The following is a 26,872-nucleotide window of genomic DNA, read 5'->3' on the forward strand; positions in this document are numbered from 1 at the left end:
CGCTTGTTCCCCGGTGAGCCTTCCGGAGTCGAGGTCGGCGCGGAAGTAGGGGTAAAGGAACTGATCGAAACGCCCGAATGAGACGCCCGCGCCGGGGTACGATTCCGCGGTGAGCACGAGCATGTGCGTAATCCACAGCGATTGCAGGGCTTCGTGGAACGTCTCCGCCGGTTCCCAGGGGACCTTGCGGCAGATGCGCGCGATCTCGCGGAGTTCCGAGGCGCACTGCGGCGCGGTCTGGCGCGCAAGCCGCTCCGCTTCTTCCGCGTAGCGCACCGCGAGGTCACGCGCGGCGGCGCATGCGATCGCGAATGCGTCGAGCGCGTCCCGCGCGTCCGGTTCCATTTCCCGCTGTCTCGCTGTCTCGATTTCCGCCACGATGCCCCGCAACCCGGTGCGTAGCGCCTTCGGGTAGTCCGGGATCAGGTGCCCGGGCACGGCACCGCAGTTGCCGATGCCCAGCGAAGAAGCGTGGACAATGTCGCGCTGGAAACGCTTGGCGAGCCGGGCGCGGCGGCGTTCCTCGCGCCGGGTCAGGCACAGCGACAATGCCGCGTTGAAATGGCCGCCGACGATGAGTTCGCCGTCGAGGATCACGACGGGCAGATGCTTGCGAAGCACTTCGGCGAAGAAGATCGCAACCCGCTTGATGAGCGGCTCGCGCCAGAATCCGGCGGGCAGCGGCACGATCCGCGCCGCTGCGGCCAGCGAGTCTTCATAGGCGTTGAGAAACGGCATCAACTCCGGCACGTTGGTCCAGCGCGCGCGGGAGAACACGGCATCCCAGGGCGTGCCAGTGCTGAACGGCAGGACTTCGTTCACAAACGCGCGCGGCTTGACCGGGCCCTGTCCGCACGCCGTGCGCCCGTACGAGAAATACTCGTCCCGCAAGCGGCGCACCCGCTCCGAAAGATGGCCGGACGCCGCCCAGAGTCGCGCCGTTGCTGGTTGCGCCATTCGAGTTGCCCCGTTTCCGTGCCGCTGTCAGGCCGGCTCGCCCAACGCCTCGACGTCGTCGCGGATACGCAGGATATCCGCCGGTTCGAGTTCGAGGTCGGCAGCCGCCGCGGTTTGCGCGATCTGTTCCGCCGTGCGCGCGCCGCAAAGCACGTGCGTCACGCCCGGTTGCGCGGCGGTCCATGCCACGACAAGTTGCGCCAGACTGCAATGATACTCCGCGGTGAGGTCTTTCCAGCTCGCGAGCATATCGAGCACGCGCCGGCGATTCTCCGGCTTGAACCAGGGGTTCCAATCCGCGTTCGCGCGCCATTCGCCTTGCCCGAAGGCGCGGTCCATGCCGACCTTGCCCGTAAGCAGGCCCTGTTCAAGAGACATGTAGGTCAACGTCGCGATGTTATTCTTGAGGCAGTATGGCAGGATGTCGTTCTCGGGGCCGCGGCACAACATGCTGTACCGGAACTGATTGCTGGCGACGGGGCCGCACGCCGCGTTTTCCTTCAATTCATCGAGCGATACATTCGACACGCCGATGGCCCGGATCTTCCCCTGGTCGCGCAGTTCGAGCAGGCATGCCATTGTGTCGGCGATGGGCGTCTTGTCCGGCGGAATGGCGGGCCAGTGGGTTTGATAGAGGTCGATGACATCAACGCCGAGCCGCTGCAAACTGCGGTCGATTTCGATGCGGATCGTGTCTGGCCGCAGGCTGCGCATCGTGCGCACGCCGTCGAGGTCCATAAAGTAGGAGCCGCGTTCGTCGTCGGCCCACAGGCCGCATTTCGTGGCGAGCACAACCTTGTCGCGCTTGCCCTTGATCGCCTTGCCGACCACCGCTTCGCTGCGCCCGAGCCCGTACATCGGCGACGTGTCAATCAGGTTCACGCCCATGTCAATGGCCGCATGGATGGCGTGGATGGATTCCGTGTCGTCGGGTTCCGCGCCCCAGCCCGCCCCGCCGCCGGTCACCCACGTGCCCATGCCGGCCACTGAAGCGCTGATGCCCGAACCGCCCAAATTACGGTACTTCATTTCAACTTCCTCCGGGTCATTGCTCGATTGCCTGACAGGCGCGGCAGAAACGACGCACGGCCGCCGCCCGTTGCTACACGTTACGGACTTGCCGCCGTGAAAGCAAGGTCGTGAAGTGTTGAAAGAAGCTCGAAATCGATACGAACAGGACGGTATGCGCATGACTCGCATGTGGCACGGAGATTTTCCCCGCAGCACCGATTTTTCGGACTGAGGCGTATTCCAGCTTCCGACCCGCTTGGCAAGTGATGAACCCTGTATTGCGCATGTGTTTTTCAGTGTCTTAGCGGACGCTACGCGCGGCAGCGACCGCAGCCGGAGGGCCGGCCGGATGTGCCGCCGCCTGAAAAGAAATCCGGGCGCGACATCACGTGTTTCGGGAAGCCTGCTTCGTGATTGCCCATCCAATCTGTCTTCTCTTTCGCGTGAGTGAATTCCTGGACGCTTGCCGCGTCACGTCGTGCGATTCTTGAGCGATTGTCCCCTGGTCTCCGGGGCGAACCAGATGACGATTGCGCCGAGCGCGTAGACGAGGCCCGTTACCGCCCCGACGCGCGCGTAGTTGCCTTCAAAGAGTTGGATCAAGAGCCCCGCCGCCATTACGCCCGCGGCGGTAAGGAACCTGCCGAAGTTGTAAGAGATGCCGGTGCCGGTGGCGCGCACGTGTGTCGGGAAGATTTCGGGCAGATATAGGGGCAGCCAGCCGAAAAACAACGTGCTGATCAGCCCTTGGATGAAGACCGCGGGCAGGAACCATGGCTGGAGCGGTTCGAGAAAGGTGTAGATGTACACGTTCATGCCGCACGCGGCGAGACTGATGCAGGTGTAGGAGAAGCGGCGGCCCAGCAATTGTCCCACATGGCCGCCGAACAGGCCGCCCAGCGTCGCGCCGGTCGCCCAGCACAGGAGCGTGCTCGCCTTGTATCCGGGCTGCGCCGCGCCGCCAACGTCGTCCGCCCAAGGCAACATCCATTTGCTCGATGCCCAGGCGCCGAGCAATGGAATCGCACCGAGGGCAATGCCGAGCAGCGTGCTCCTGAGCAACGGCGACCGGAACAGTTCGCGCAGGGGCATTGCCGCGGGCTGGCCCGCGCTTGCCGCGCGCGTTTGCAGCCATTTTGGTGATTCGGGCACGAACCAGAGCGCGAGTAACCCGAGAACGACGGGGCTGCCGGTCATCAGCATCAGGCCGCGCCAGGTGTCCGGCGTGACTTCGTAGATTTTGCCGAGCAGGGAAAGAATCAGGATTCCCAGGTTGGCTGCGGCGCCCATCAGGCCCGCCATCATGGGCCGGGAGACATCTGTCCAGAATTCCGACAGCAGCGATACGCCGTTAGGCCATGTGCCGCCCACGCCAAGGCCGACCAGAAAGCGTAATGCGAGCAGTTGCGGCTGGTTCTGCGCGAGCGAACCGGCGAGTCCGAACACGGTGAAACACAGAATGCTCCAGGAAAGGCCTTTGGCGCGGCCAAAGCGATCCCCGAGGTTGCCGAAGACCAGCCCGCCGGTGGCCGCGCCGAGCATGGTTATGGCGGAATAGGCCGCGAACCAGCTTCCGGCGCCCGCCGCGGTGTACGCTTCACCCATGAGGTCCTTGGATATCGTAAGCGCGGCAAAGGGCATCAGCGCCAGTTGTACCCCTGCGAAGAGCCAGCCCAACACCGCTCCGGCAAGGACCAGCCATTTGTCAGTTGCGGTATTCGTATGCAGTTGCTGTGGCTTGTCGGTGAGCAAGGTCATGTCGAATTCCTCCCATGATGAGTATAATGGCTGGCAAAGCCGGGGGGGAAGGGTCTTTCTTGAGCTATTCACTCTAAAATGGAGGGAACCGCACGTGAGCCATCGAACCCGCCGTGAATTCCTGGAGGCCACAGGTAAAGGGCTGCTGGCCGGACTGGCGTTTCCCGCCCTGTCCGCCGCGGGCCAGGCGTCTCCGAGTGAACGTGTGCGCCACGCGGTGATTGGCCTCGGCGGCCAGGGACGACGGCACGCGGAGGTTTTTTCGTCCTTCTCGGATTGTGAGGTTGCCGTCCTGTGCGACATCGACCCCGAACAACTGCGCAAGGTCCTGCTCAAAGTGCCGGGGACCGCCAAAGCCGCGCTTCAGGCGGATTTCCGTGACGTGCTCGAAGACCCGTCCCTCGACTCGGTGAGCATTGCCACGCCGGACCACTGGCACACGCCCATCGCGCTCGCGGCGTTGCAGGCGGGCAAGCACGTCTACGTCGAAAAACCCTGTGCGCACAACATCCGCGAGGCCAGCCTGCTGAAGCAGGCGGCGGCCGCAAGCGGCAAATGCGTGCAGCAAGGCACGCAAGGCCGCAGCGGCGCCGCGTTGCAGGATGCGGTGGCGTTCCTGAGCGAAGGCGGCATCGGCAAAGTCCGCATGGCCAAGGCCATCAACCACCAGTTGCGCGGGCCGATTGGGCGCGCGGTGGAATCCGCGCCGCCTGAGGGCGTCAATTACGACCTGTGGCTTGGCCCAGCGCCGTTGCACGCGTTTACCACGAACCGTTGGCATTATCAGTGGCACTGGTTCTGGGATTACGGCTGCGGCGACATCGGAAACGACGGCATCCACCAGATTGACCAGGCGCGCTGGGGCCTGGGCGTGGGCATGCCGAAGGCGGTCAGCGCATCAGGCGGCCAGCTCTTCTACGATGACGACCACGAGACGCCCGACACGCAGGTGGTCACGTATGAATACGATGACTGCTACCTGCTCTACGAAATGCGGCTCTGGACCGATTACACGCTGGAAGGCCACGACAACGGCGTGGTGTTCTACGGCGACAACGGAAAGCTGGAATTTGGCCGCGAGGGCGTGCATGTCACGCGTACCGGCGAAGAACGGAAGCACCTGGGCCCGTATGGCGGCGTCCAGGAACACGTGCGCAATTTCCTGGACTGCGTGAAGGCGGGCAATCCGGCGGCTCTGAACGGCGGCATCGAAGAAGGGGCGGTCTCGACCGCGCTGTGTCACCTGGGCAACATCGCGACTCGCGTCAACCGCAAGCTGCGGATCCATCCCATGGCTTGGGAGTGCCTGGATGACCCAGACGCACAGAAGATGTTCTCGCGCGAATACCGCGCGGGATATGAACTGCCGGGAACGGCGTAGCGGCGGGAGTCAGTTCGGGGTGTCTGCGCGGGCGGGATCGTAGTCCGGATTGCGGCTCATTTCCTGCGCGCCGGCCGTTCTGCGCCAGTCCCGCAGTTGTTCACGCAGTTCGCGCGCCCGTTCCGGCATTTCGGGCGCAAGATTGTGCCGTTCACCCGGGTCATTCACCAAGTCGAACAGTTCAATTGCGCCTGGCGTGTCCGGCCCGTCAATGCTTTTCTCGAACCATTCAATCAGCTTGTGCCGGCCCTGACGCACCGCGCCCGAAGGCCCGATGCCCAGCGAATGGTAATGCGGGTAGTGCCAATAAAGCGCATCGCGCCGAAGCGCGGCCCCTTCCGCAAGCGCCGGCACAAAGCTAATCCCGTCCACGCTCGGATTGTCGACGGAGACACCGGCGGCCTCCGCAAACGTGGGGAAGAAATCGATACTGCACACGGGTTCCGCGCACGTGCTGCCCGGTTTCGCCACGCCCGGCCATCGAATGACCAACGGCACGCGAATGCCGCCCTCGTACAGGTCGGCTTTCGCACCGTAGAACGGTTTCAGGCCTTCGCGTCCGTAAAGATCGCCGTTATCCGTGAAGAAGACGACTATTGTGTTGCCCGACAGCCCCAACTCGTCGAGTGCGGCCAAGAGCCGCCCCGTTTCGCGGTCCAGCGTCTCGACCATCGCCCCGAGCACCGGATTGTTCCCCATTGCGTTCGATGCTTCCGGCTTTCGCGCGTACTTGATAATCAGGGGGCCATACTCCATTTCAGGACGGTGAATGAGGTTGTGCGCCACGTAGCAGAAGAACGGCCGGTCCTTGTTCGCCCGCAGGAAGCTTATGGCGCGGTCTGTGATTTCGTGCGCGTGATGTGCGTCGTAATCCCGGTTCGCCGTCGCGCGCGCCGCCTCGCCGGCCTCCGGTTTTTCGGTGACAAGCACGTCGGCGAACCCTTGTGTATCCGGAGCGCCGGGCCGGCCCGGTTGCGGCACCTTGTCAAGACTCAGGTGCCACTTGCCGAAGTGTCCCGAAACGTAACCCGCGCGCCCCAGCAATTCGGCGAGCGTCTCTTCCTCCTGCGGCATTTGCTTGCACCAGTCGGGGGTCTTCAGCTTCGCGTAGGGATATGGGTTGCCCGGGATGTAATCGGTGATGTGCAGCCGCGCGGGGTATTTTCCCGTCATGATGCTGGCGCGCGTGGGCGAACAAACGGGACACGCCGCATACGCGTCGGTGAACATGACCCCTTCGCGCGCGAGCCCGTCGATGTTCGGCGTCTCATAGAATGCGTTGCCGTAGCAGCCTAATTGATGCCGCCCCATGTCGTCCGCGAGAATAAAGACGATATTGGGCAGCTTCGCGCTGTCCGCGTTTGCGCCGCCGGCCAGCATTCCCGCCGCGCCGGCCCCCAGAACGCCCAGAAACGTGCGGCGATCCATCTCAATCATGGTGCGTCTCCCTGACGTATTTGCGCAATCCTTCGATGAATGCCTTCATCCAGGCCGAGCACTCGCGTTTATACCGGCAGCAGTACAGGTTGCCGGAAATGACCAGCGGCTGCTCGAGGTAGCGCGCCCCCGCGACTTCGACGTCAAACCGGCACCGCGGAATCGTCGTCACGTCGAGGCCGCGAATCACATCCGCCGCGGCCAGGATTTCCACGCCATGGCAAATTGAGGCTACCGGTTTCTTCTTTTCGAAAAAGTGTTGCACGATCCGAATCAGGTGCTGGTCGTAGCGGAGGAATTCGGGCGCTCTGCCGCCCGGAAGCACCAGGCCGATATATTCCGCGGGCTCAACCTCGCGAAAGGGCATGTCCGCCGCGAATGTATACCCCGGCATCTCCACCGTGATGTCCCAGTCCGGTTGGTGTTCGTGCTGTACGAGATGGTATTTGCGCTTCTCGGGCGCAGCCACGTCGACAGTGTAGTCTTCCCCGAGCCGGTAGTACGGCACCAGCGTGTCGATTACCTCCGCGCCGTCGCCTATGACCACGAGCACCTTGGCCATGCGCACCTCTCCCGTCTATGCCTGGTAGGCCTTGAAAATCGCCGCGTTATCCAAGTTCCCGAATCCCTGCGCGACCAGTTCGTCGATGATGCGCGCGTGTGTTTCCGTAACGGGCACGAGGGCGGAAACCTGCCGCGCGTAGTCCAGAATCAGATGAACATCCTTCGCGTGTTGCGCCAAGCGCGCCACTACGGGCTCATACTTCCCGGAGATCATCTTCGGTCCCTTGGTGTCCATCACAACGCTGTAGGTCTCTCCCGCTTTCAAGATTTCCAGCACTGTCGCGAGGTCGAATCCCGCGCGCGCGGCAAGCCCCAGCGCCTCTGCAAGCACCAGACGATTCAAGCCGAACACGAGATTCACGATCAATTTTGCGCGATTGCCCTGGCCCGGCGCGCCGAAAAAGTACTGGACCTTCGAGATGGCCTTCAGGACACCGTCATAAGCAGCATCTGGCCCCGCGTCACCCACAAGGGCAATCGACCGGCCTTCCTCCATTACCTGACTCGAGCCGGACAGGCATACGTCCACCAGCCGGACCTGCGCACCGGCCAGCCGGTCAGAGTCGGCCGCCGTGTCTTCCGGGCGGCCCGTCGTCGTATCGATGAGGACCGCGCCGGGCCGCAACGCGGCGGCCATGGATTGACCGCCCCATAGCAGGGCGCGGCGGTCATCGGAGGTCATCAGACTCAGGATAATGCAGCGGGTCTTTTCCGCCACGGCCTGCGCGTCCGCCTGCACTTCGACGCCCAGTGGCATGGCAAGCGCGCGGGCTTCCGGCTTCAAGTCGTAACCGAACACGCGATAACCCGCAGGGACCAGCCGCGCGGCCATCGCGCGGCCCATGAGTCCCAACCCGATCAACCCCACATCCATGGTTATTGCTCCAGCGATTTCAGCCAGCGTTCGTATGCCGTGTCAAACGGCGGTGTTACATCCCGTGGGCTGTCCGCAATCCATACCCCGAAGCAGAGTGTGAACTCCCCGCCTGTCTTCACTATCGTCGCGCTGGGCGTCACGGACGGGTCATCCGGGCCGGTCATGGCTTTTTCGCCAAAAGGATTCGCGACGATCAGGCCGTAGTTGCGCGTGTGGAACCAGCAGGACCGGAAGTTGCCGGGAGAAGGCATGAGCGCGACCGCAACGCCGCGGCCCGCGTCCCCCCCCCACGCGCCGCACCAGCGCGCGGCCTTGCCCCAAGTCCCCTCTTCGTTTCGGCCGCCATCGCTGTTTGTCATGTGACCCGACCCCAGTTTCACCGTGATCGGCGTATTCAGGCGAATGCCAAGCCCCATTTCCTCCTGGTCGCCGAACGCGAAGCCCCCGCTGTCTGACCGGAACGCGCTGCGGCTCGTAAGGAACCAGGCGTCCGCGCTGTCGCTCCAAATCCTGTAACTGCACGCTTCACGGCACACAATACCCCCCTGCTCGCCCGTATACGCGTTTTCAACGGAGAACCCGCCATGTCCCTCGTTTGCCGACGGGACCTCGATGAAACGCACGTGGCGCACCCGCGCCCTGTTCCGCCAGAAATCCTCGCCGTTGATATCGCCAAACGCCAGCCATACGCCCGGATGAAAAAGAGGGTGATCGTCGTTGCCCTTGTTGATGGCGGGATCGGGCGGATTGGGACGCGTGACGGTTACGCCCCTTCGGGTTCTAACCTGGCAGAAATAGGGCCGTGAAATCGCGGGGTCGTCGTAGACGTACGTTGCGACGCCCCGGTCTCCCACGGAAATCTCGACTCGTCCCGCGTCTTCCCGGAACGAGACCAAAGGCAGGCCGTCCTCTGCGCAGGCAGCCTGCAATCCCATTGAGGCAAGCAGATACATGGTCAAGGGAATAGCGACGGCACGATGCTTGAAGGTCTTCATTGCGCACCTCTCGGGACGGTACAGGCTTGCCTGCCGTTCAAGAGTAAGGAACGCCCTCGATATTTGGCAAGTGTATTTGCGGGAGTCATGAAATGCGTCGAAACGCCGCGGCGGCGTAAAGCAGCGCGAGAACGACAAGAACAGCGAGAGACGGAAGGACATGCTCGCCGAGATGGCCCAGGGAGACCCCCAAGGCCGCCGGCACGGCCAGCGCGATGCCCATGAGCGCCTCGCCCGCGATCAACCCCGAACCGAAAAGAATCCCCGATGCGTGAGTCTCGCCGTTCTCCTTCGAAATCCGGCGGCGCTCGACAAGGGAACGCACCAGCGCGCCGAGCAGCATGGTCACGCCCAGCGCGAAGGGCAGGTACATGCCGACGGCCACAGGCATGACATGGGCGCGCCAGGCGATGCCGAAGCGGCCTAACACCGCGTTCAGCGCAATCAGGGTGCTTCCCGTTCCGATGCCCGCAAGCACCATGTTCCAGGGCACGGTTCCCCCGCCGAAGATGCCTTCGGCCAGGCTGCCGAACAGGACCGCCTGCGGCGCGAGCAATTCTTCGCTGCCGATCACATAGGCCTTGTGCAGCAGCATGAGCACGGGCGCGATGACGAACGCGGGGATCACCGCCGCGATGATCTCGGCCCACTGCTGCCGCGCGGGCGTCGCTCCGACCAGGTGGCCCGTCTTGAGGTCCTGGGCGATGTCGCCCGCGGTCGATACGGCGCAGCACACGACGCCCGCGACGCCGAGCACCGCGACAGCCGCGCCGGAGCCGCGCACGCCGGCCAGCAGAAAGACCGCGGCAGTGAACAGGATCGCGCAGATGGTCATGCCCGAGACCGGCGAGTTGGACGAACCGACCAGCCCCACAATGTACGTGGCGACGGCCACCAGAAAGAACGCTGTGAGGAACATGAGCGCCGCGGTAGCGGCGGCGAACAGCGGGCTGCCTGTCAGATGCCAGTAGAGGAGGAACATCCCGCCGGCGACACAAGCGAACAGGATGCCGAGGGTCTTCAGGGGCAAGTCGCGCTCCGTCGGCGGCATGGCCGCCCGCGCGCCCGGCTGTGCGGCCTGCAATGCGCGCAATGCGGCAAACCCCGCGGCGAGGCTGCGCCGCACGCTCCAGACCGCGTGCAATCCGCCGACGAGCATCGCGCCAACGCCGATATAGCGCGCCTGCGTGGACCAGATATCCCAAGCGCAACCGAGCGGGTCTGCCGCCGTGCCGCGCGCCGCCAGCGGCACGGCCACGCCCCACGCGAGAAAGCCGCCCAGGAAAACGAGGGACGCCACGCGCATACCTACGATGTAGCCGACGCCCAAGAGCGCGGGGCTGACGTCCGCGCCCGCGTACAACACGGTGTTTGCGCGCAGCCACGCCCCTTCTACCGTGCCGCGCAACAGGTGCACGCCCGTGACCAGGAACTTCACCACTGCGCCCAGCAGCAGGCCTTCGCCGATCCGGCGCGCGCCCGCCCCGCCGCTCTGCCCCGCCCGCAGCACATGCGCGCACGCGACTCCCTCCGGATAAGGCAGGTCCGGGCGGTTCACGATGAGCGCGCGCCGCAACGGGACCATCAGGACAATCCCGAGCACGCCGCCGAGCATGGCGATCAGGGTCGTCGGCCAGAATTGGAATTCTTGCCACGCGTCAATCAAGACGAGCGCAGGCACCGTGAAGATCACCCCGGCGGCGAGACTCTCGCCCGTAGAGGCCATGGTCTGCACGATGTTGTTTTCTAGGATCGAGCCGCGCCGCAGCAGGCCGCGCAGGATTGCCATGCTGACCACCGCCGCCGGGATTGAAGCACTGACCGTCATTCCGATGCGCAGACCGAGGTACATATTCGCCGCGAGCATGACGACGCTCAACAGCGCGCCGAGCGCCACCGCCCGCGCCGTAGTCTCCGGAATGGGGGAGGGCTGCTGTATCGAGGGTCGCACTTCTTGAGGCCGCTCTCCCGGCCTGCTTGCACCGTCTTCCAATGGCTGCCCTTCCACAGTGATTTGCCGGCGTCTCGCGGCCTCACGCCCGGCGCTGCAGCGCCCCCGGCGCGAGATGCAGCGCCTCTTCGTAAACCGCCAGCACATTCTCCAGCGGCGTGTTCGCCTGAATACAATGCGCGGGCGAGAAGATATACCCGCCCTCCGAGAACAACGCAAGACGATGCCGCGCCTCGGCGCGGCATTCCTCGACGGTTCCGAAGGGTAGCGTCTTTTGCGTACTGATCATCCCGCAATACGTCAGATGTCGCCCGAACGCGGCTTTCACCTCCTCGGGGTCCATCCCGGCCGGTTCCGGCTGCACCGCGTCGAGGATGTCCAGGCCCATCTCGATGAAACGCGGCTGAAGCTCGCGCGTGCTGCCGCACGAATGCAGCATCGCCTTGCAGCCAAAATCGTGCGCCAAGTCGATGAAGCGCTGGATGCGCGGCCGGAAGAAATGGTCGAAGACCGCGGGATGGAACATGGGGCCGCGCTGGTTGCCCGTGTCCTCGCCAAGGCAGAGGATATCAATCTTGCCCTTTGCCGCCTGCAAGGTCCGCGCGGCGAATTCGAAGTAGAAGTCGCACCGCTTGTCGATGATCGCCGTGCCGACCGGGTCTTCCGTCACGATGTCGAGCAGCACCTGCTCCATGCCCCGCCCCCGGCCCACGCCGTTCACGATATCGGGCATCCCGGCGTGCCCCGCGCACACGGCGCAGGACGCGACCGCTTCGCACAGCGCCGGGACGCGCTCGTAGCCGAAGTCGCTCGCGCTGGGCCACGGGTAAGCCTCGACGGCGTCCATGGTCGTGATTTGCCCCAGGGCAAGATGGTTCGGTTCGGGATACGCTCCGCCGTGTCCGTGGTCGAACATCACGTATCCGACGCCCCATTCATCCACGAGATCGGAGCCGGGCGGCACGGGCGGCAGCGGCGCGATGTACGGCGGGTTCACGGTGCGCAGGTCCACGCCGAGGATATCGAGCAACAGGTCCGCGCTGGAGACGCCGAAATGGCCCATGAGCTGCTGTTCCATTTCGGGCGTCAGATACGTCTGGATCGGAGCGCGGTCAACGGGCCGCCGCGCAACCGCGTTCAGCACACGCTCCTTGGACGTCATCGTTGCGCTTCCCCGCTGCTGTTGCCGCCACCGCGCCAAGGCGCGCGAAGAACGATTCACTCTGATATCCTCGTGCCCGGGCGGATTGTCTGCGCCACTATCGCACAGCCTTTCTCTAATGGTCAACACCCGTTGAAAGGGACAAACGTGCCGGAAAATCATCGCCTCCGTAGTGCTGGTTTTTGCATACACGCGCCCGCCGTGGCATACTCTCTCTGCTTTTCCCGCCGCAAGAACGTGCGTTTCGCGAAGCATGGGGTCGAAACACAGCGTACTGGGAGTAAATGGTATGACGAACCGTGAGCGGGTGATCGCCGTCCTCGATTATCAGCCGTATGACCGTCTGCCGGTCGTACACTTCGGGTTCTGGCGCGAGACGCTCCAGAAATGGGCCGCCGAAGGCCATATTACCCGGGAAGAGTCCCAGGAGTGGACCGACGGCAACCCGACGGACGCTGTTCTCAGCGAGCGGCTTGGCTTTGACGCAAACTACTACTCCGCGTTCCATCCGGACACCTTTCTGTCTCCCCCATTCGAGCGGGAGACGGTGGAAGAACTGCCGGACGGTTCGCGCAAGGTCCGCAACGAGTTCGGCGTCATTGAACTGGAACGTCCGGGCGCGGTGTCTATTCCGGCGGAGTTCGATCACCTGCTGAAGGGGCGCGCGGACTGGGAGGAACACTTCCGGCCCCGTCTGGTGTTCTGTGAAGACCGGATCGCGAAAGGCAAGGTGCGGGTCAACGACGAGATGGTCCCGTGGGGCGAAGGCGGGCTCGATTTTCTGCGCGGCGGCACGCGCGAATACCATTACGGTCTCCACTGCGGCAGTCTGTTCGGAAATATCCGCAACGTGCTGGGCGTGACGGGTTCCAGTTATCTTTACGCGGAGGACGAGGCCCTGTACACAGAGATCATCGACACGGTCGGCGACCTCTGTTACCGGTGCGTCGAGACGGCGCTCGCGTCCGGCGCGAAATTCGATTTCGCGCATTTCTGGGAAGACATCTGCTTCAAGAACGGGCCGCTCGTGATTCCTTCGGTGTTTGCGGAGAAGGTCGGGCCGCACTACCGGCGCATCACGGACCTCACAGGCCGGTACGGCATCCGGCACGTCTCCCTCGATTGCGACGGGTGCATCGACGCGCTCGTGCCCATCTGGTTCGAGAACGGCGTCAACACCATGTTTCCGATCGAGGTCGGAACGTGGAACGCAAGCATCGCGGCGTGGCGCAAGCAATACGGGCCCGAACTGCGCGGTGTCGGCGGGATGAACAAGAACGTCTTTTCGCGCGATTTCGCGGCGATCGACGCCGAGATCGAGCGTCTCAAGCCTCTGGTCGGCCTGGGCGGTTACCTGCCCTGCCCGGACCATCGTCTGGCGCCCGATGCTCTGTGGGACAACGTGCGTTACTACTGCGACCGCATGCACGCGGTGTTTTCCTGAACGGCCGGACCGGCCCTGTCGTCCATGGAAGAAGAGAATCAAGTCGAGGAGCGCGAGTCACCCTTGGAAACCGAACGGGTACCGAACGCACAAGCCCGCTGGGGCTGGAGCGCGGCGGCGATAGTGCTGCTCATCATCGTGTCGGCACTCGGCCTGACATACCGCGAGGTACTCGTCGGCGACCACGCGCGCCTGTCCGGCCGCTACGACGTCTACCGCGAGGTCGGCCCGCTCAGCTATTACATGGACCACTGCCTGCACCAAGGCGAATTGCCGCTGTGGAACCCGCTTACGTTCTGTGGCATGCCCTACATCGGCAATCCGGTGACGGGCGCGCTGTATCCCCTGAACCTGTTGCGCAGCCTGCTCTCCTGTAACCCGACGCCGCTCAAGACGCAGGCCGGTTTCATTGTGCTCATGGGACTGCACCTGCTTGTCGCGGGTGTGGGCATTGCATTTCTCGCGCGGACGTACCGCTTGGGCATGGCTGCGTCCGCCACGGCGTCGCTCGTGTTTCTGCTGAGCGCGATCTGGGTGCGCCGCACCTGCGAGTACCACTTCCTGTTCATGATTGCCTGGCTGCCGTGGCTGCTCTTGCTTGCGCGCGGCGCGGTCAATGCGCCCAGCCTGGTCCGGAAGGCGCAATACGGCATCATTGCGGGGCTGATCTTTGGTCTCAGCGTGCTGAGCGGCGCGTTGAACATTGCACCGTACGTCGTGGTATGCGTAGCGGGCTACGCGGCGCTGCAGCGGCTGCTGCGTCCTGACCGGGACCACGAGCCAGCCTCGGCGTCCGGGCTTGTCCGCGCGCTGGCGGGTGACGGGCTGTTCGTCCTGCTGTTTCTGGTGTTTACGGCGCTGGCGGGTATGGCGCTGTTGTTGCCGGGGGGCGAACTCGCAAGTCTGAGCTCGCGCGTAAAAGGCAGCGACTACGTGCTCAGCGTGCCGCATTACGCCAAGACCTGGCAGCAACTGTTTCACGACCTGATCCGGTATCCCGGCACGGAGTGGCAGGTGGAAGACATTCGCGGGGCGGGCATCGGCGCGCTGCTGCTGGCGCTTGCCGGGCTGACCCACCGGAACCGCCGCGCCGTCCTCATCAACGTTGCCCTCCTGCTGGTCCTCTTCGATCTGAGCATAGGCCCGCCCGCGCCGCTGTCGCGGATATTCTACGCGCTTTCGCCGATTCAGATGATCGCCTCGACGCGCGCGTTCGATTTCGCGCTGCTGCCCTTCGCGCTGCTCGCGGGATTCGGCGTCGATGCGGTGACCGCCCCGTGGCGCGCCGATAGGGGTCGCCCCCGTCGCGTGCTGTTGCTGCGCCTTTTTGCGAGTCTGCGCGACGGCGCGATTCTGGCCGCGGGCATCTGGCTCCTGTTTTCATTGAAGCCGTTGCTGGGCGGCGCCTATATCGGACTTGCGGGCGGCGGACCGGTCCCGTTGCGGATGTGGGCAGTCGCCGTGCCCGGCCTGACTCTGTGCGTCCTGCTGCTCTCGGGCTGGATCACGCTGCCGCGGTTCTGGCGCGCGCTCTTGCTGGCCGGCGTAGCCGGCGAGACGCTCGTCTGGAACGCGGAATACGTGCCGTACATGATCTACCAGCAAGAGTATCAGCGCTACGCCAAGCGCGACTTCAGTACCGAGTTCTGGTCCGGCAACGCGCGCGGCGTCGACGATTTCCAGAACCGCCATCTCTACCAGTTGCGCGGGGTCATGCACGGCTACGAACCGGTGTACATCGAGCGCGTCCGCGAGACCCTCGCGAGCGACGGGCGCGGCGCGCGTTATCAGCGCAGCGTGAAGGATTACGAGATCACGCAGCAGAACCACCGCGGCAACCTCTTCCTGAAACGGCAGTTCTGGCTCGCGCGCCAATACGTGCGCGCGCCGCTCATCGGCAAGCACGACCTGTTTCCAGCGGCGACAACCGTGTTCCTGCCGGATGCGCCGGCGCTGCCGGTGCCCGAAGTCCCGTTGAGCGCGCTGCCGCGCAGCAGCATCTCGACCGATGAGAGCGGGCGCCACGGCGTGCGTGCCGTCTGGCTGGGCGAGGCGGACCTGTCCCGGTTTTGCGCCCTGTTGCGGCCGGGGCGCAGGGACCGCATTATCGATCTCCCCGAAGCCGCGACCTGCGGCCGGCACAGCGCCCTGGTGCTGGAACTGCGCTGCGCGCAGTCCGTCGCGATTGAGTCCCGGTTCCGCGATTCGGACACGGGCCGCCGCCAGGACGGCAAGTGGCAGCGGGTGGAGCCGCGCGGCAACGCGGTGCGCACCATCGAGATTCCACTGCCCGAGTTCGCGCGGTTCCGCGGGACGTTGACCTTCAAACTGGCCGATGCTAACGCGTCACTGGACCTTGTCGGGTTGTACCTGCTCTCGGACACGCAGGATGAGGGGGACCGCATTCAGGTGCTGGCGCGGTCGGCGAATCGGGTCTCCGTCGCGCTGAACAACCTGCCCGGCCACCGTATTCTGACGTTTCTCGACGCCTGGTACCCGGGATGGAAAGCCCGGGTGGACGGAGAGGAGACGCCGATTCTGCGCGCGAATGACGCTTTCAAGGCGATTGTTGTGCCGCCGGGGTCGCATCGCGTCGACTTTGTCTATCATTCCTGGCGCGCATACGCGGGCATGGCGGTCACGGCGTTCGCGACCGCGGGGGGGCTGGTCATCGCCGCGCTGCTGGGGCGGGCGGCAGGGAAGTCTCGTGGGCGGCGCGCCCGCGATGTGGCAGCGGAAGGAGCAGCACAATGACGCAATTCATGGACATCATCCGGGACCGGCGCAGCATCCGGCGCTATCGCGACGAAGCGGTGGGGGAAACCCAACTGGCCGAACTTATGGAGGCTGCGCGGTGGGCGCAATCCTGGGCGAACACGCAATGCTGGGAGATCATCGTCGTCCGCGACCCGTCCGTGAAACGGGCGTTGCAGGAGTCCGTCCCGGAAGGCAACCCGGGCTGGCGCTGCATCGAGAGTGCGCCGCTGCTGCTGGTCGTGTGTGGCAAACGCCGTGTCTCGGGGTTCTACCACGGCAACGCTGTGACGCGTTTTGGCGATTGGTTGCTCTTTGACCTGGGAATCCTGACGCAGAACATCGCCTTGACGGCACACGCGCTCGGGCTGGGAACGCTGGTCTTGGGCCTCTTCGACCACGACAGCGCGCGGCAGACGCTCGGTGTGCCCGAAGAGTACGAGGTGGTTACGTTGATGCCGCTCGGCTATCCGGCGGGCGATGTAAAGGCGCCGCCCCGGCGCGAAGCGTCTGAATTCACGCACTACGAGCGGTTCTGAAAACCCGCGCACAACCAGGCTCAACTGTAATCGGCCGAGAACCGTATGGCGCGCTGCGTGCTGTCGCGGCCTTGCGCCTCTTCGATGAGAGGCTGGTCCCAGGACGAACCGCATGCCGGGCATTGGTTCGGCGCTGTCATAAAATACTTGTCGAGGCCACAGCCGCAAATAACCCGGCTGATCCGCCTCATCTGAATGATCTTCACGTCGCTCATCTTGGAATTAGTCCTCTTGCCGCTCAAACAACGAGTACCTGTTTCCCTATACCACGATGCGTGCTGCGAGTTACAGAAAATGCCGCGCGTTCACGCCGATTCGCGAATATCCGAGCCCGTGCCGAGCACAGCCACGCGGAATCCCGCCCGGACCCAGTCCTCGTGGTCCAGGAGGTTATGCGTATCGAACAAGAGCGCCGTGCGCATCTGCCGCAATACCTGACGCGGGTTCAGGTACTTGAATTCATCGTGCGCCGTCAAGACGAGCACCAGGTCGGCGTCGTGAAGGCATTCCTCGATGGAACTGAGTTCGTGCGGCCCCTTCTTCACGTGCGGGTCGTATATGGCGTAGCGCAGCCCCTCCGTCTTGAGCAGGTCCACCACGTGAATGGCCGGACTCTCGCGAATGTCGTCGACATTGCCCTTGTACGCCTGGCCGAGTACGGCGATCTTGGGATCTTGGAGACTGCCCAGGAGTCTGCGCGCGCCGCGCAGCACGTGCGTGGGCATGCTATCGTTACGCTGGCGGGCCAGGCGAATGAGGGCGGCGTCGTCCGGGAATTGCTCGATCAGAAACCAGGGGTCTACCGAGATGCAATGCCCGCCCACGCCGGGTCCGGCGTGGTGGACGGCGACGCGCGGGTGCCGGTTCGCCAGTTGCGCGCATTCCCAGAAGTCGATGCCCAGCCGTTCGCACAGCAGCGCTACCTCATTGGCCAGCGCAATGTTCACGTCGCGGTACGTATTCTCGAGGATCTTGACCATCTCCGCCGTGGTCGCGTCGGTGAGCAGCAGTTCGCCCTCTACGAAACCGGCGTACACCTCGCGCGCCTTTTCCGCGCTTGCACGGTCGAATCCCCCGATGACGCGGTCGTTGTGGATGAGTTCCTTGAGGATTTTCCCAGGCAGAACGCGCTCCGGGCAATGCGCGAGATGGATTTCCGGCCCCACGCGCAGGCCCGACTGCTCCAGGATCGGGCGCAGCAGGCCGCGGCAGGTGCCGGGCGGCGACGTAGACTCCAGGATTACGAGCGCGCCGGGCCGAAGCAAGGGCACGATCGATTCCGCCGCCCGCGTGACATAGGTCATGTCCGCTGTCTTGCGCGCCGTAAGCGGCGTGGGCACGGCGATGATATAGACATCGGCAATTTCCGGTTCGTGGGACGCCCGGAGGTTACCCGAGCCGATGGCCGCGCGCACCACCGTGTGCAGGCCCGGCTCTTCGATGTGGATATTGCCCGCGTTGACCGTGTCCACGACACGTTGCGACACGTCGACCCCGACAACCGCAAACCCGTTCGTCGCGAGCACGCTTGCCGTCGGAAGGCCGATATAACCCAGTCCCAGCACGCAGACTTTGCTCATGCCCTCTTCCTCTTCTTCTGTGCCGGGCCGGCCCGCTACGCCATGCGGGCCAAATGGTCCGCGATACGCGCGGCGGCCCGGCCGTCGCCATACGGGTTCACGGCCTGCGCCATGGCCGCATAGGCCGCCGGGTCGTCCAGCAGCCGCTGTGTCTCCCGTACGATGTCCTCATAGCGCGTGCCTACCAGGCGCGCCGTGCCCGCTTCGACGGCTTCCGGCCGCTCCGTAACCTCGCGCATGACCAGCACGGGCTTGCCCAGCGACGGCGCTTCTTCCTGAATGCCGCCCGAGTCCGTCATGACGATGGTGGCCTTCTTCATCAAATGTACGAAAGGCAGATACTCGAGCGGCTCGATGCAGTGTACCCGTTCCTGCCCCTCGAGCAGGTCGCGCACGGCGCCGCGCACATTCGGGTTCGGATGAACCGGATAGACCACTTCGAGTTCAGCGTTGTTCCGCGCCAGGTCGCGCATGGCGCGGCACATCTCGCGGAACGGCGCGCCGAAACTCTCCCGGCGGTGCGCGGTCACAAGCAACATGCGCCGCTGCTCGCCGAACGACCTGAGCAGCGGGTCGGCGAAGTCATAGGGCCGCGCCGCCACGTCGAGCAGGGCATCGATGACCGTGTTTCCGGTCACGAGCACGTTCGCCGCGGGAATGTGTTCCTGCAAGAGATTGGCCTGCGCGCGCATCGTCGGCGCGTAATGATAATCGCAGACGGCGTCCGTGAAGCGCCGGTACGTTTCCTCCGGGAAGGGGCGGTATTTGTCATAGGTCCGCAACCCGGCCTCGACGTGGCCGATGGGCAGGCGGAAATAATAGGCCGCGAGCGCCGCCGCGAAGGACGTGCTCGTGTCTCCGTGGACCAGCACGACGTCGGGCCGCGCTTCTTCGATGGCGCGCCGCATGCCCTGCAACACCGCGCAGAAAATATCGAACACCGACTGACCGGGCCGCATCACGTTCAGGTCGTAATCGGCGGGCAAGTCGAAAACCCGGAGCACCTGGTCAAGCAGTTCGCGGTGCTGCGCCGTGAGGCAGACTTCGACCTGGAATTGGGGACGGCGGCGCAATACGTCTACGACCGGAGCCATCTTGATGGCTTCCGGCCGCGTGCCTATCACCGCGAGGACTTTCATCGCGGCGCCGCTCCGCTTTCTGAGTCGTGCATGAATGAACCCGCTTTCTCCGGGCGCGCGGATTATAACGGCGCGGCGGAAGGGATGCCAAGATCCCGCGGCCCGGCCCGGGTCAGCAGCCCGCTATCTCGCACAGTTCGGCGCGGTACTCCGGCAGCACGTCCGGCGCCGCGCCGCGCCGCACCAGCGCCGCGTACTCGGCTACCCACGCGCGCGCATGCTCCGCTCCCAGCGCGCGGGCCAGGGCGTCGAACAGCATGCCGGGCGTCTCGGGACACAGCCGGAACGTTTTACCGCCCCAATCCCAGGTGCTCGCGAATATGAGTTGCAGGTACTTGCCCGGCGTGGCCCGGACCATTGCGCGGCAAGCGATCAGTTTGACACGCTGCGGCCCGCGGTCCGGGCGCGTCACGACGAAATCCCCGGAGGCGATCTCCGGCGGTGCCATCGCGTTGCGCTCCTTCGCGCTGTAAGTGCGCGCCATGGTCTCGACGATGAGTCCCTTGATGAATTCCGTCTGCGCGCGAGACAGCGTGTGCGGTTTGAGCACATTCAGGAAGAACTGGAGGTCGCGCGTCACGCCCAGTTCATGATATGTGGCCAGCCATTCGGTCAAATACGCGTAGATTTTGCGGCCTTGGCCCTTGCGGCCATGACGGTCCGGCAGGAACACACCCCCGCCGCGGAAAGGCCGCACGACACATTGCGGCGCGCGCTGATACAGCGTTTCGAGGATGCGGTGCTCGGCGCGCGCGACGGCGGAGTGTTCCTCCGCGTTCTTGGCGGCGACGTATGCGAAGGCGGCGCGTTTGTGGCGCGCATTCGCGGCGAATAAGGAAAAGATGAGCTGGTGGCGGCCTTCCTGAAACAACTCGAAGGACAGCGACGAAATAGGAGCGGGTCCGAGCACGGCGCGCACGCTCGGCACGAGGAAGCGGTCGTTGCCGCGCAGCATCCATTCCGTTGCGGCGGCGAGCGTCTCAAGCTGGTAGTGGCGCTTCAACTCGTTGCCCCAGTAGTCGTAAAAAGGCCGGAACCCGGACCACCGGACCTTGAACGGCAGCGCGGCGGTTGCCGCCTTGTCGCGCGGGTTTCGTCTTCGGCGTTGCGGCATGACCATGGCGGTTCGCGGCTACTCCTTTCCTGAATAGCGTAACGCAAGCATCGTTATATCGTCGTGCTGCGGCGCGCCCAGCGAGAACGCGCGCACGTCTTCCAGCACGGCCGCGGCGACCGCGCGGGCCGGCGCGCCGCCAAGCTCGCGTACCCGCGCCTCGAGCCGGGCGGGCGTGTACTGCTCCCGCGCGGCGTTCCTCGCCTCGGTGACGCCGTCGGTATACAACAGTAACCCCTCGCCAGGCCGTAGCACGACCGTTTCGGAAGTGTAGACGTGGCCCGGCTGCACGCCGAGCACGATTCCGCCCAGATTGCGGAGAGTGCGCGGGCAACTGTCCCGCGCCAGGAGCAAAGGCGGGTTGTGCCCCCCATTGCTGTATTGGAGTTCACCCGAGCGCGTGTCCAGCACGCCGTAGAAGATGGTCACGAACATGCCGTCCGCGTCGTCGGCGCACAGCAGGTCATTGACATGCCCGAGGCACTCGTTGGGCGGCGCGCCCGTGAGCGCCGTCGCCTTGAAGAGCGACCGGCTCATCGCCATGAACAGCGCGGCGGGCATGCCCTTGCCGGAGACATCGCCAATCAGGAAACCGATACGGTGTTCGTCGAGCGCATAATAGTCGTAAAAGTCGCCGCCAACGCTCGACGCGGGCAGCATCTCGCCATGCAGTTCGAGGTCGGGCCGCGCCGGGAAAGGCCTCGGGAGGATTGACCGCTGAATGTGCGCGGCGAAGTCCATCTCGCGCTGGATGGCAACCAGGCGCTGCCGCGCGTCATCGCCTGCCTTGACGTTCTGAATCTCCCGGATAGTCTTGCCGATGGTCAGTTCGAGGTCCTGAAAATCGATAGGCTTCGTCAGGAAATCGAAGGCGCCGCGATTCATCGCGGCACGGATGTTCTCCATGTCCCCGTATGCGGTGACGACCACGGCTTTCAACAAAGGCGTGCGTTCGGCCAGATTGCCCAGAAGCGTAAGCCCGTCCATCTCCGGCATGTTCAAGTCCGTGAGGACCAATTCAATTTCCGGGATTTCGTCCAGTCGTGACAGGGCCTCGAGGCCGTTCGCGGCGAAATGGAATTCATATTCTTGCTCGCGAATGCGCTTGCGGAACTTCTGACGAATGAGAAATTCCAGGTCCGGCTCGTCATCAACGACTAAGATGCGCACCGTCATTTATGTCCTTCCTGTTGTAGCCGGCCATGCCGGTCATCGTTATTCCTTGGGCAGACGAATGGTAAGCTCGGTGAACTCGTCCGGCACGGAATCGACCAGCAATTCCCCTTGGTGTTGGCGCACAATAATATCATAACTGATCGAAAGGCCGAGCCCGGTTCCCTCGCCCGCCGGTTTTGTCGTGAAGAAGGGCCCGAAAACCTTGTCGCGCAGGTCCGCCGGGATACCGGGGCCGTTGTCGCGGATATGAACCGCAACCGTTTGGGCTTCGTTCACGGTGCGCACCGCGACCCGGGGCCGGTACTCAGGGCCGGCCTCGCGGCGGCGCTGCTGGACGGCCTGGAGCGCGTTCGTAAGTATGTTGAGGAAGACGCGCGCGAGGTCCTGTGGCACCACCTGAATCGGCGCGATGCCGGGGTCGTACTGCCGTTCGATGCGCACGCTGAACGCGGCGTCCTTCGCGCGCATCCCGTGGTACGCCAGGTTGACGTACTCGTCGAGCAACTTGTTGAGGTCGGTGCTTTGGCGTTGCCCGGGCCGGCCCCGGGAATGGAGCAGCATGTTGCGCACGATGCTGTCGGCGCGGCCGCCATGCTCGCGGATGCGCGCCGCATTCTGCGACAGGTCGCGCAGCGTCTCTTCCAGGGTCTGCAAGAGGTCGGCCGGCACCTGGCCGCCGCGCGCCTTGAGTTCGGCCACGAGTTCCTCCGTGCGCTCGATGCAGAGTTCGGCAAAATTGTTGATGAAATTGAGCGGATTCTTGATTTCGTGGGCGATGCCCGCGGTGAGCGCGCCGAGCGACGCCATTTTCTGGTTCAGAATCAATTGGTCCTGCGTCTGGCGCAACTCCTCGAGGGCGCGCTGCAGGTCGTCGCTCTTCTTGCGCAGTTCCGCCGTCCGCTCCGCTACTTCCTGTTCGAGCCGCCCGCTGTAATCGCGCAGCAGCGCCTCGGCCTCCTTGCGCGCGCTGATATCGCGCAGGTTCAGCACAACGCCCGCGACCACTTCGTCTTCCAGGAAACTCGTCCCGGTCGATTCCACCCAGACCCAGCGTTCGTCTCTGCGCCGGACGCGGAACTCGGCGCGCACGGGAACGCCCGGATGCGCGAGCGCTTCGGCGCGCTTCGCATCGCGCAGTGCCCAATCGTCCGCATGCACGAGGTCATTCAGCGGCTGGCCCTGCAGTTCGTCCGCGTCATAGCCGAACGTGGTTTTGAAGGAAGGGCTTACGTACTGCGGCTTGCCCTCGTGGTCCACGACGACGATGACGTCCGCCGCGTGTTCGATGAGCGCCTTGTAATAGGCCTCGCGGCGGTGTATCTCGGCCTCGGCCCATTCGCGGTCCACGATTTCCTGTTCCAGGTTGCGGCTGTATTCTTCGAGTTCACGCTGATACGCCTCGAGCGCGGCCGTCTTGTGCGCGAGTTCGTCATACAAGCCCTGGAGCCGCTCCATGAACGTGTTGAACCAATAGGCGAGGTCGGCGATCTCGTCGCGCGTGTGCGCCTCGAGCCGCTGTGTCAAGTCGGCCTGGCCCTGACCCATCGCGCGCAACATGGCCACGGTGCGCTGCAAAGGGCGCACCACGGGCCGCGTCACGGCGAAGGCGAGCAGGAGGAGCGCCACGCTCGAGAGCAGCGCGAACACGAAGCGGGAACGCGCAATGTCTTCACCGGCTTTTGACGCCGTGCGGCGGAATTCATTGACCCCCGCAAACGCTTCCGACGTGTCCATCTTGGCCAGGAGACCCCAGCGGATGCCCAGCACGTCCACGGGGGCGTAGGCCATGAGCACCTCCCGGCCGCGGTAATCCTGGAAGATGCCGACGCCTTCCGCGCCCTGCGCGAATAACGCGCGCGTTGCCTCGTTGTCGATGCCGCTCCGGGCGGGTTCTTGAAAGGCGCGCGCAACGTTGACGGCTCCCGGCGCATCCAGAAGCGAATCGCTCCGGGGCAGCAGGTCGGGGCCAATCAGCAGCATCTCGCCGGTTTCGCCGAGGCCCGCGCGCGAATGCATGAGTTCGTTGATATGGCGGATGGTGAGCGCGAGGATGATAACCCCCGGCTTGCCGCCTTCGTGAAGAATGGGCGCCGCGAGAAAGGCTACGGGATCGTTATACGCGGGCAGGTACGGCGCGAAATCGGTGAAGATGACCCCGGCGTCGCGCCCCGCCGCCGCGCGAAATGCCTCGCCCGCCTTGGTGTCTGCCCAGGGACCGTCCTTCAGCGACGTGCCGAAGTCGATATGCTGCCGCGCGGAAAAGACGATGACGCCCGTTTCTGCGTCCACGAGGAGCAGGTCGTGATAGCCGAGTTCGTCGCAAGCGGCGGCGAAATGCGGGCCGAATTCCGCCTGCCATGCGCCGTAGCCCGTCGCGATGCGCGCAGGCCCCCCTTTGGCGCTACTCTCACTCAAGAAGAAGGCGAACTGAATGGCGACGGCTTCCGTACTCAACTGCTGGATGCGTTTTTCCAGGCCGGGCGGGGGCGTGTCCCAGCGCGCGCGATAGCTGGCGGCAAACGTTTCCTCGTAATACCGGCGCAGTTCTTCCCGTTCTTTCGAGAACATCGCTGAGTCGGGCGATTGCTCGCGGAGGAAGCGCTGCAATGCGTCCCGCACCGTGACGAACGCGCGGCCGAGGCGCTGGTCGCGCGCGGTGAAATTGGCTTCGCGCGCGATGGCCTCGACGTAGCTGCGCACGTGGTCCCGCTTGGCTTCGAGCAAGGCTGCCAGGTGTTCCCTGGCGCGCTGGTCGAGCGCCTCGTAGGCCAGCGATTCGAGCCGTTCCGAGGCGCGCCGCGCGATGGCGAAGCTGAAAGCCGTAGCCACGAGCAATGGGACGAGGCCGCAGACTAGAAAGAACAGCGTGAGTTTCGTTTGTAATCCGACGCGCACCATAACCTCTGGGTTCGCCACGTTTTGCCCTATGGTAAACGATCGTCGCGGCGGATAACGAGAAGCGGCCCGGCGATTACCCTTGATCAACCGGATTGTTGCGGTCATCATAGTGGCGCGCGCAGTGCGGCGCAGTGTGCGCGTAATGAGAATCATTTCAGAGGAGGGCGCTGTATTATGCCGGCAAAAGACCAGGAGACGCCTGTTCTTTCGATGAACCTGCGCATTGAGCGGGATCGGGCCTTGATCGTCTCGGCGCGCGCAAGGGGGCGTCTGGCTACTTTGGGCGCGTATGTGCGCCTGTCGGGGCCCGGCTGGCTGCAGAGTGCCGTCACGCTGGGCGGCGGCTCCCTGTCGTCCTGCATGTATCTTGGCGTGCTGGTCGGCTTCAGTTTCTTGTGGCTGCAGCCGGTCGCGATGGCCGCGGGCATTGTCATGCTCAGCGCCATCGCATATGTCACGCTCTCGACCGGCGAGCGTCCGCTGCGCGCAATCAACAAGCACGTCAACCCCGTCCTGGGCTGGAGCTGGCTGCTGGCGTCCATGGTCGCCAACCTGGTCTGGTCCATGCCGCAGTTTGCGCTGGCGACCGCTTCGTTCCAGCAGAACCTTTTCCCGGGCGTATTCGGCCCGGAAGTCATGCCGGACCCGTGGGGCAAACTGGCCGTGTGCGGGATCATCCTTGCCGTTGCCCTGACCGCGGGAATGCTTTACAGCATTGGCGGCTGGGGCATGCGGGTATTCGAGGTGCTCGTGAAATGCATGGTGGGCGTCGTCGTGGTGTGTTTCGTCAGCGTGACGATCAAACTGGTCACGACGGGCGGCCTGGCGGCGGGCGAGGTGTTCCGCGGTTTCATTCCCGACCTCCGCCTCCTTTTCGAGCCCGTGGAAGCGCTGGCGGCGCAGATTGCGCATGTCGCGCCGCAATATCAGGGATATTGGGAGGCGCTCATCGTATCGCAGCAGCGCGATGTCATGATCAGTGCGGGGGCGACCGCCGTGGGCATCAACATGACTTTCCTGTTTCCCTACTCCATGCTGCGCAAAGGCTGGGACCGCGATTTCCGCGGTCTGGCCATCTTCGACCTATCCACGGGTCTGTTTTTCCCCTTCGTGCTCGCCACGAGTTGCGTGATCGTCGCGTCCGCCGCGCGTTTCCACGCGGAACCCGCCCCGGGCTTCCTCGGCGAGACCGATGCGCAGGGCCGGGTCATCGCGCCCGCGCCGAATCTTGTGGGGGGATTCAATGCCCTGCTCGAGGATCGGCTGGCCGTCCAAATCGGCGCCGAGGCCTTCCAGCAGTTGTCCCCGGAGGAGAAGGCGGACCGGCTTGGCGCACTGCCCGAGGCGGACCGCCGCCTCGCGGCGATGCTGGTCACGCGCGATGCCTTCAATCTGGCGGATTCGCTCACGCCGCTCACCGGCGAGACCGTGGCGCGTTATGTGTTTGGACTGGGCGTGCTCGGCATGGGCATGGGCGCGGCCACGATGCTGATGCTGATCAATGGGCTGTGTTTTTGCGAACTGCTGAACCGGCCGGCGCGTGGCTGGCGGCAGCGCGCCGGCATGCTGATGGTGTCCGTCGGCATCCTGGGTCCGTTTTTCTGGAAAAGCGCGCAGATGTGGATTGCCATTCCCACTTCCATCTTTGCCATGACCCTGTTGCCGCTGGCGTACCTTTCGTTCTTCCTCCTGATGAATCAGCGGCGTTTGATGGGCGAGCATCTGCCCCGCGGCGGCAAGCGCGTGCTCTGGAACGTGGTGATGGCCTTTGCCGTGCTGCTCGCCGGGTTTGGCAGCCTGTGGGCCATCTGGTCGAAGGCAGGCTGGTACGGGCTTGCGGCGGTAATCCTCTTCACCGTCGCCGTGGTGGTCGTCCATGTGGCCCGCAAAAACCCGGATACGCAAGAGGCTCCATAACTCCGCCGGTGGCGCGGGCGCCCTCGCCGCGCAAGCGGATGTCGTGCAGGCAGCCCCGCATGGGCATGGGCAGGATACCCGCGCCACGGCGGTGGCGCGCGTTGCGCCTCACCGGACCACGCGGTTCGTCCAGACCGCCCAGTAGACCGGCCCAGTCATCTCGGCGTTATACTCATTGATGATCCCGCCCATATAGTAATCATCAATAGGAACTTCCA

Annotated in this window: 20 protein-coding genes; 5 read left to right on the forward strand and 15 right to left on the reverse strand. The window is 64.4% G+C overall.

The window, feature by feature from the left end:
- The 3 genes from KA184_08825 to KA184_08835 all read right to left on the reverse strand — a co-directional run.
- The coding region (locus KA184_08825; GenBank protein MBP8129674.1) for a hypothetical protein at positions 1–957 on the reverse strand (957 nt) is incomplete at its 3' end.
- Positions 958–984: 27 nt separating this feature from the next.
- On the reverse strand, positions 985–1,986 hold the full coding sequence (locus KA184_08830) for an aldo/keto reductase (GenBank protein MBP8129675.1): 1,002 nt from the start codon (positions 1,984–1,986) through the stop codon (positions 985–987).
- Between the two features lie 453 nt (positions 1,987–2,439).
- Positions 2,440–3,726 (reverse strand): MFS transporter, encoded by a 1,287-nt coding sequence (locus tag KA184_08835; protein MBP8129676.1) that lies wholly within the window; start codon positions 3,724–3,726, stop codon positions 2,440–2,442.
- A gap of 94 nt (positions 3,727–3,820) precedes the next feature.
- Between KA184_08835 and KA184_08840 the strand changes: the two genes are divergently transcribed.
- Positions 3,821–5,107: a Gfo/Idh/MocA family oxidoreductase gene (locus KA184_08840; GenBank protein MBP8129677.1), complete on the forward strand. Its 1,287-nt coding sequence runs from the start codon at positions 3,821–3,823 to the stop codon at positions 5,105–5,107.
- A 9-nt stretch (positions 5,108–5,116) separates the two neighbouring features.
- Here the strand turns inward: KA184_08840 and KA184_08845 are convergent, their stop codons facing one another.
- The 6 genes from KA184_08845 to KA184_08870 all read right to left on the reverse strand — a co-directional run bounded on the left by KA184_08845 (position 5,117) and on the right by KA184_08870 (position 12,093).
- A complete protein-coding gene (locus KA184_08845) occupies positions 5,117–6,544 on the reverse strand; it encodes a sulfatase (GenBank protein ID MBP8129678.1) in 1,428 nt (475 codons plus the stop codon).
- On the reverse strand, positions 6,537–7,106 hold the full coding sequence (locus KA184_08850; protein MBP8129679.1) for a DJ-1/PfpI family protein: 570 nt from the start codon (positions 7,104–7,106) through the stop codon (positions 6,537–6,539). Before KA184_08850 ends, KA184_08845 begins: the two co-directional genes overlap by 8 nt.
- A gap of 15 nt (positions 7,107–7,121) precedes the next feature.
- Positions 7,122–7,982 carry an NAD(P)-dependent oxidoreductase gene (locus KA184_08855; GenBank protein MBP8129680.1) on the reverse strand — a complete coding sequence of 287 codons (861 nt, stop codon included), beginning with the start codon at positions 7,980–7,982 and terminating at the stop codon, positions 7,122–7,124.
- 2 nt (positions 7,983–7,984) lie between these two features.
- On the reverse strand, positions 7,985–8,980 hold the full coding sequence (locus KA184_08860) for a PmoA family protein (protein MBP8129681.1): 996 nt from the start codon (positions 8,978–8,980) through the stop codon (positions 7,985–7,987).
- 85 nt (positions 8,981–9,065) lie between these two features.
- Positions 9,066–10,931, reverse strand: a complete 1,866-nt coding sequence (locus KA184_08865) for an oligopeptide transporter, OPT family (protein ID MBP8129682.1) — start codon at positions 10,929–10,931, stop codon at positions 9,066–9,068.
- Positions 10,932–11,013: 82 nt separating this feature from the next.
- Positions 11,014–12,093: a hypothetical protein gene (locus tag KA184_08870; protein ID MBP8129683.1), complete on the reverse strand. Its 1,080-nt coding sequence runs from the start codon at positions 12,091–12,093 to the stop codon at positions 11,014–11,016.
- A 289-nt stretch (positions 12,094–12,382) separates the two neighbouring features.
- Between KA184_08870 and KA184_08875 the strand changes: the two genes are divergently transcribed.
- The 3 genes from KA184_08875 (at position 12,383) to KA184_08885 (ending at position 16,830) form a co-directional block, all read left to right on the forward strand.
- Positions 12,383–13,537 (forward strand): hypothetical protein, encoded by a 1,155-nt coding sequence (locus tag KA184_08875; GenBank protein ID MBP8129684.1) that lies wholly within the window; start codon positions 12,383–12,385, stop codon positions 13,535–13,537.
- Between the two features lie 63 nt (positions 13,538–13,600).
- Positions 13,601–16,291: a YfhO family protein gene (locus tag KA184_08880; GenBank protein MBP8129685.1), complete on the forward strand. Its 2,691-nt coding sequence runs from the start codon at positions 13,601–13,603 to the stop codon at positions 16,289–16,291.
- A complete protein-coding gene (locus KA184_08885) occupies positions 16,288–16,830 on the forward strand; it encodes a nitroreductase family protein (protein ID MBP8129686.1) in 543 nt (180 codons plus the stop codon). Before KA184_08880 ends, KA184_08885 begins: the two co-directional genes overlap by 4 nt.
- Before the next feature lie 20 nt (positions 16,831–16,850).
- Here the strand turns inward: KA184_08885 and KA184_08890 are convergent, their stop codons facing one another.
- The 6 genes from KA184_08890 to KA184_08915 all read right to left on the reverse strand — a co-directional run bounded on the left by KA184_08890 (position 16,851) and on the right by KA184_08915 (position 24,755).
- Positions 16,851–17,045 (reverse strand): hypothetical protein, encoded by a 195-nt coding sequence (locus tag KA184_08890; protein MBP8129687.1) that lies wholly within the window; start codon positions 17,043–17,045, stop codon positions 16,851–16,853.
- Positions 17,046–17,135: 90 nt separating this feature from the next.
- Entirely contained in the window at positions 17,136–18,410 is a 1,275-nt protein-coding gene (locus KA184_08895; protein ID MBP8129688.1) for a nucleotide sugar dehydrogenase, read from the reverse strand.
- 35 nt (positions 18,411–18,445) lie between these two features.
- On the reverse strand, positions 18,446–19,549 hold the full coding sequence (wecB, locus tag KA184_08900; protein ID MBP8129689.1) for a UDP-N-acetylglucosamine 2-epimerase (non-hydrolyzing): 1,104 nt from the start codon (positions 19,547–19,549) through the stop codon (positions 18,446–18,448).
- A 112-nt stretch (positions 19,550–19,661) separates the two neighbouring features.
- On the reverse strand, positions 19,662–20,669 hold the full coding sequence (locus KA184_08905; GenBank protein MBP8129690.1) for a hypothetical protein: 1,008 nt from the start codon (positions 20,667–20,669) through the stop codon (positions 19,662–19,664).
- Between the two features lie 12 nt (positions 20,670–20,681).
- Complete coding sequence (locus KA184_08910) at positions 20,682–21,839, reverse strand: SpoIIE family protein phosphatase (GenBank protein MBP8129691.1); 1,158 nt, start codon at positions 21,837–21,839, stop codon at positions 20,682–20,684.
- Positions 21,840–21,878: 39 nt separating this feature from the next.
- Entirely contained in the window at positions 21,879–24,755 is a 2,877-nt protein-coding gene (locus tag KA184_08915; GenBank protein MBP8129692.1) for a PAS domain S-box protein, read from the reverse strand.
- A gap of 156 nt (positions 24,756–24,911) precedes the next feature.
- Between KA184_08915 and KA184_08920 the strand changes: the two genes are divergently transcribed.
- Positions 24,912–26,654, forward strand: a complete 1,743-nt coding sequence (locus KA184_08920; GenBank protein MBP8129693.1) for a divalent metal cation transporter — start codon at positions 24,912–24,914, stop codon at positions 26,652–26,654.
- Positions 26,655–26,872: the final 218 nt, after the last annotated feature.

This window comes from Candidatus Hydrogenedentota bacterium, assembly GCA_018005585.1.
In the GTDB taxonomy this organism is placed as follows: Bacteria; Hydrogenedentota; Hydrogenedentia; order Hydrogenedentales; family JAGMZX01; genus JAGMZX01.

Bases quoted from the DNA above. Each gene is read 5' to 3' on its own strand.
- KA184_08905 (MBP8129690.1), bottom strand. From the start codon at position 20,669: ATGGTCATGCCGCAACGCCGAAGACGAAACCCGCGCGACAAGGCGGCA.
- wecB (MBP8129689.1), bottom strand. From the start codon at position 19,549: ATGAAAGTCCTCGCGGTGATAGGCACGCGGCCGGAAGCCATCAAGATG.
- KA184_08845 (MBP8129678.1), bottom strand. From the start codon at position 6,544: ATGATTGAGATGGATCGCCGCACGTTTCTGGGCGTTCTGGGGGCCGGC.
- KA184_08870 (MBP8129683.1), bottom strand. From the start codon at position 12,093: ATGACGTCCAAGGAGCGTGTGCTGAACGCGGTTGCGCGGCGGCCCGTT.
- KA184_08885 (MBP8129686.1), top strand. From the start codon at position 16,288: ATGACGCAATTCATGGACATCATCCGGGACCGGCGCAGCATCCGGCGC.
- KA184_08875 (MBP8129684.1), top strand. From the start codon at position 12,383: ATGACGAACCGTGAGCGGGTGATCGCCGTCCTCGATTATCAGCCGTAT.
- KA184_08850 (MBP8129679.1), bottom strand. From the start codon at position 7,106: ATGGCCAAGGTGCTCGTGGTCATAGGCGACGGCGCGGAGGTAATCGAC.
- KA184_08890 (MBP8129687.1), bottom strand. From the start codon at position 17,045: ATGAGCGACGTGAAGATCATTCAGATGAGGCGGATCAGCCGGGTTATT.
- KA184_08860 (MBP8129681.1), bottom strand. From the start codon at position 8,980: ATGAAGACCTTCAAGCATCGTGCCGTCGCTATTCCCTTGACCATGTAT.
- KA184_08835 (MBP8129676.1), bottom strand. From the start codon at position 3,726: ATGACCTTGCTCACCGACAAGCCACAGCAACTGCATACGAATACCGCA.
- KA184_08895 (MBP8129688.1), bottom strand. From the start codon at position 18,410: ATGAGCAAAGTCTGCGTGCTGGGACTGGGTTATATCGGCCTTCCGACG.
- KA184_08855 (MBP8129680.1), bottom strand. From the start codon at position 7,982: ATGGATGTGGGGTTGATCGGGTTGGGACTCATGGGCCGCGCGATGGCC.
- KA184_08830 (MBP8129675.1), bottom strand. From the start codon at position 1,986: ATGAAGTACCGTAATTTGGGCGGTTCGGGCATCAGCGCTTCAGTGGCC.
- KA184_08910 (MBP8129691.1), bottom strand. From the start codon at position 21,839: ATGACGGTGCGCATCTTAGTCGTTGATGACGAGCCGGACCTGGAATTT.
- KA184_08920 (MBP8129693.1), top strand. From the start codon at position 24,912: ATGCCGGCAAAAGACCAGGAGACGCCTGTTCTTTCGATGAACCTGCGC.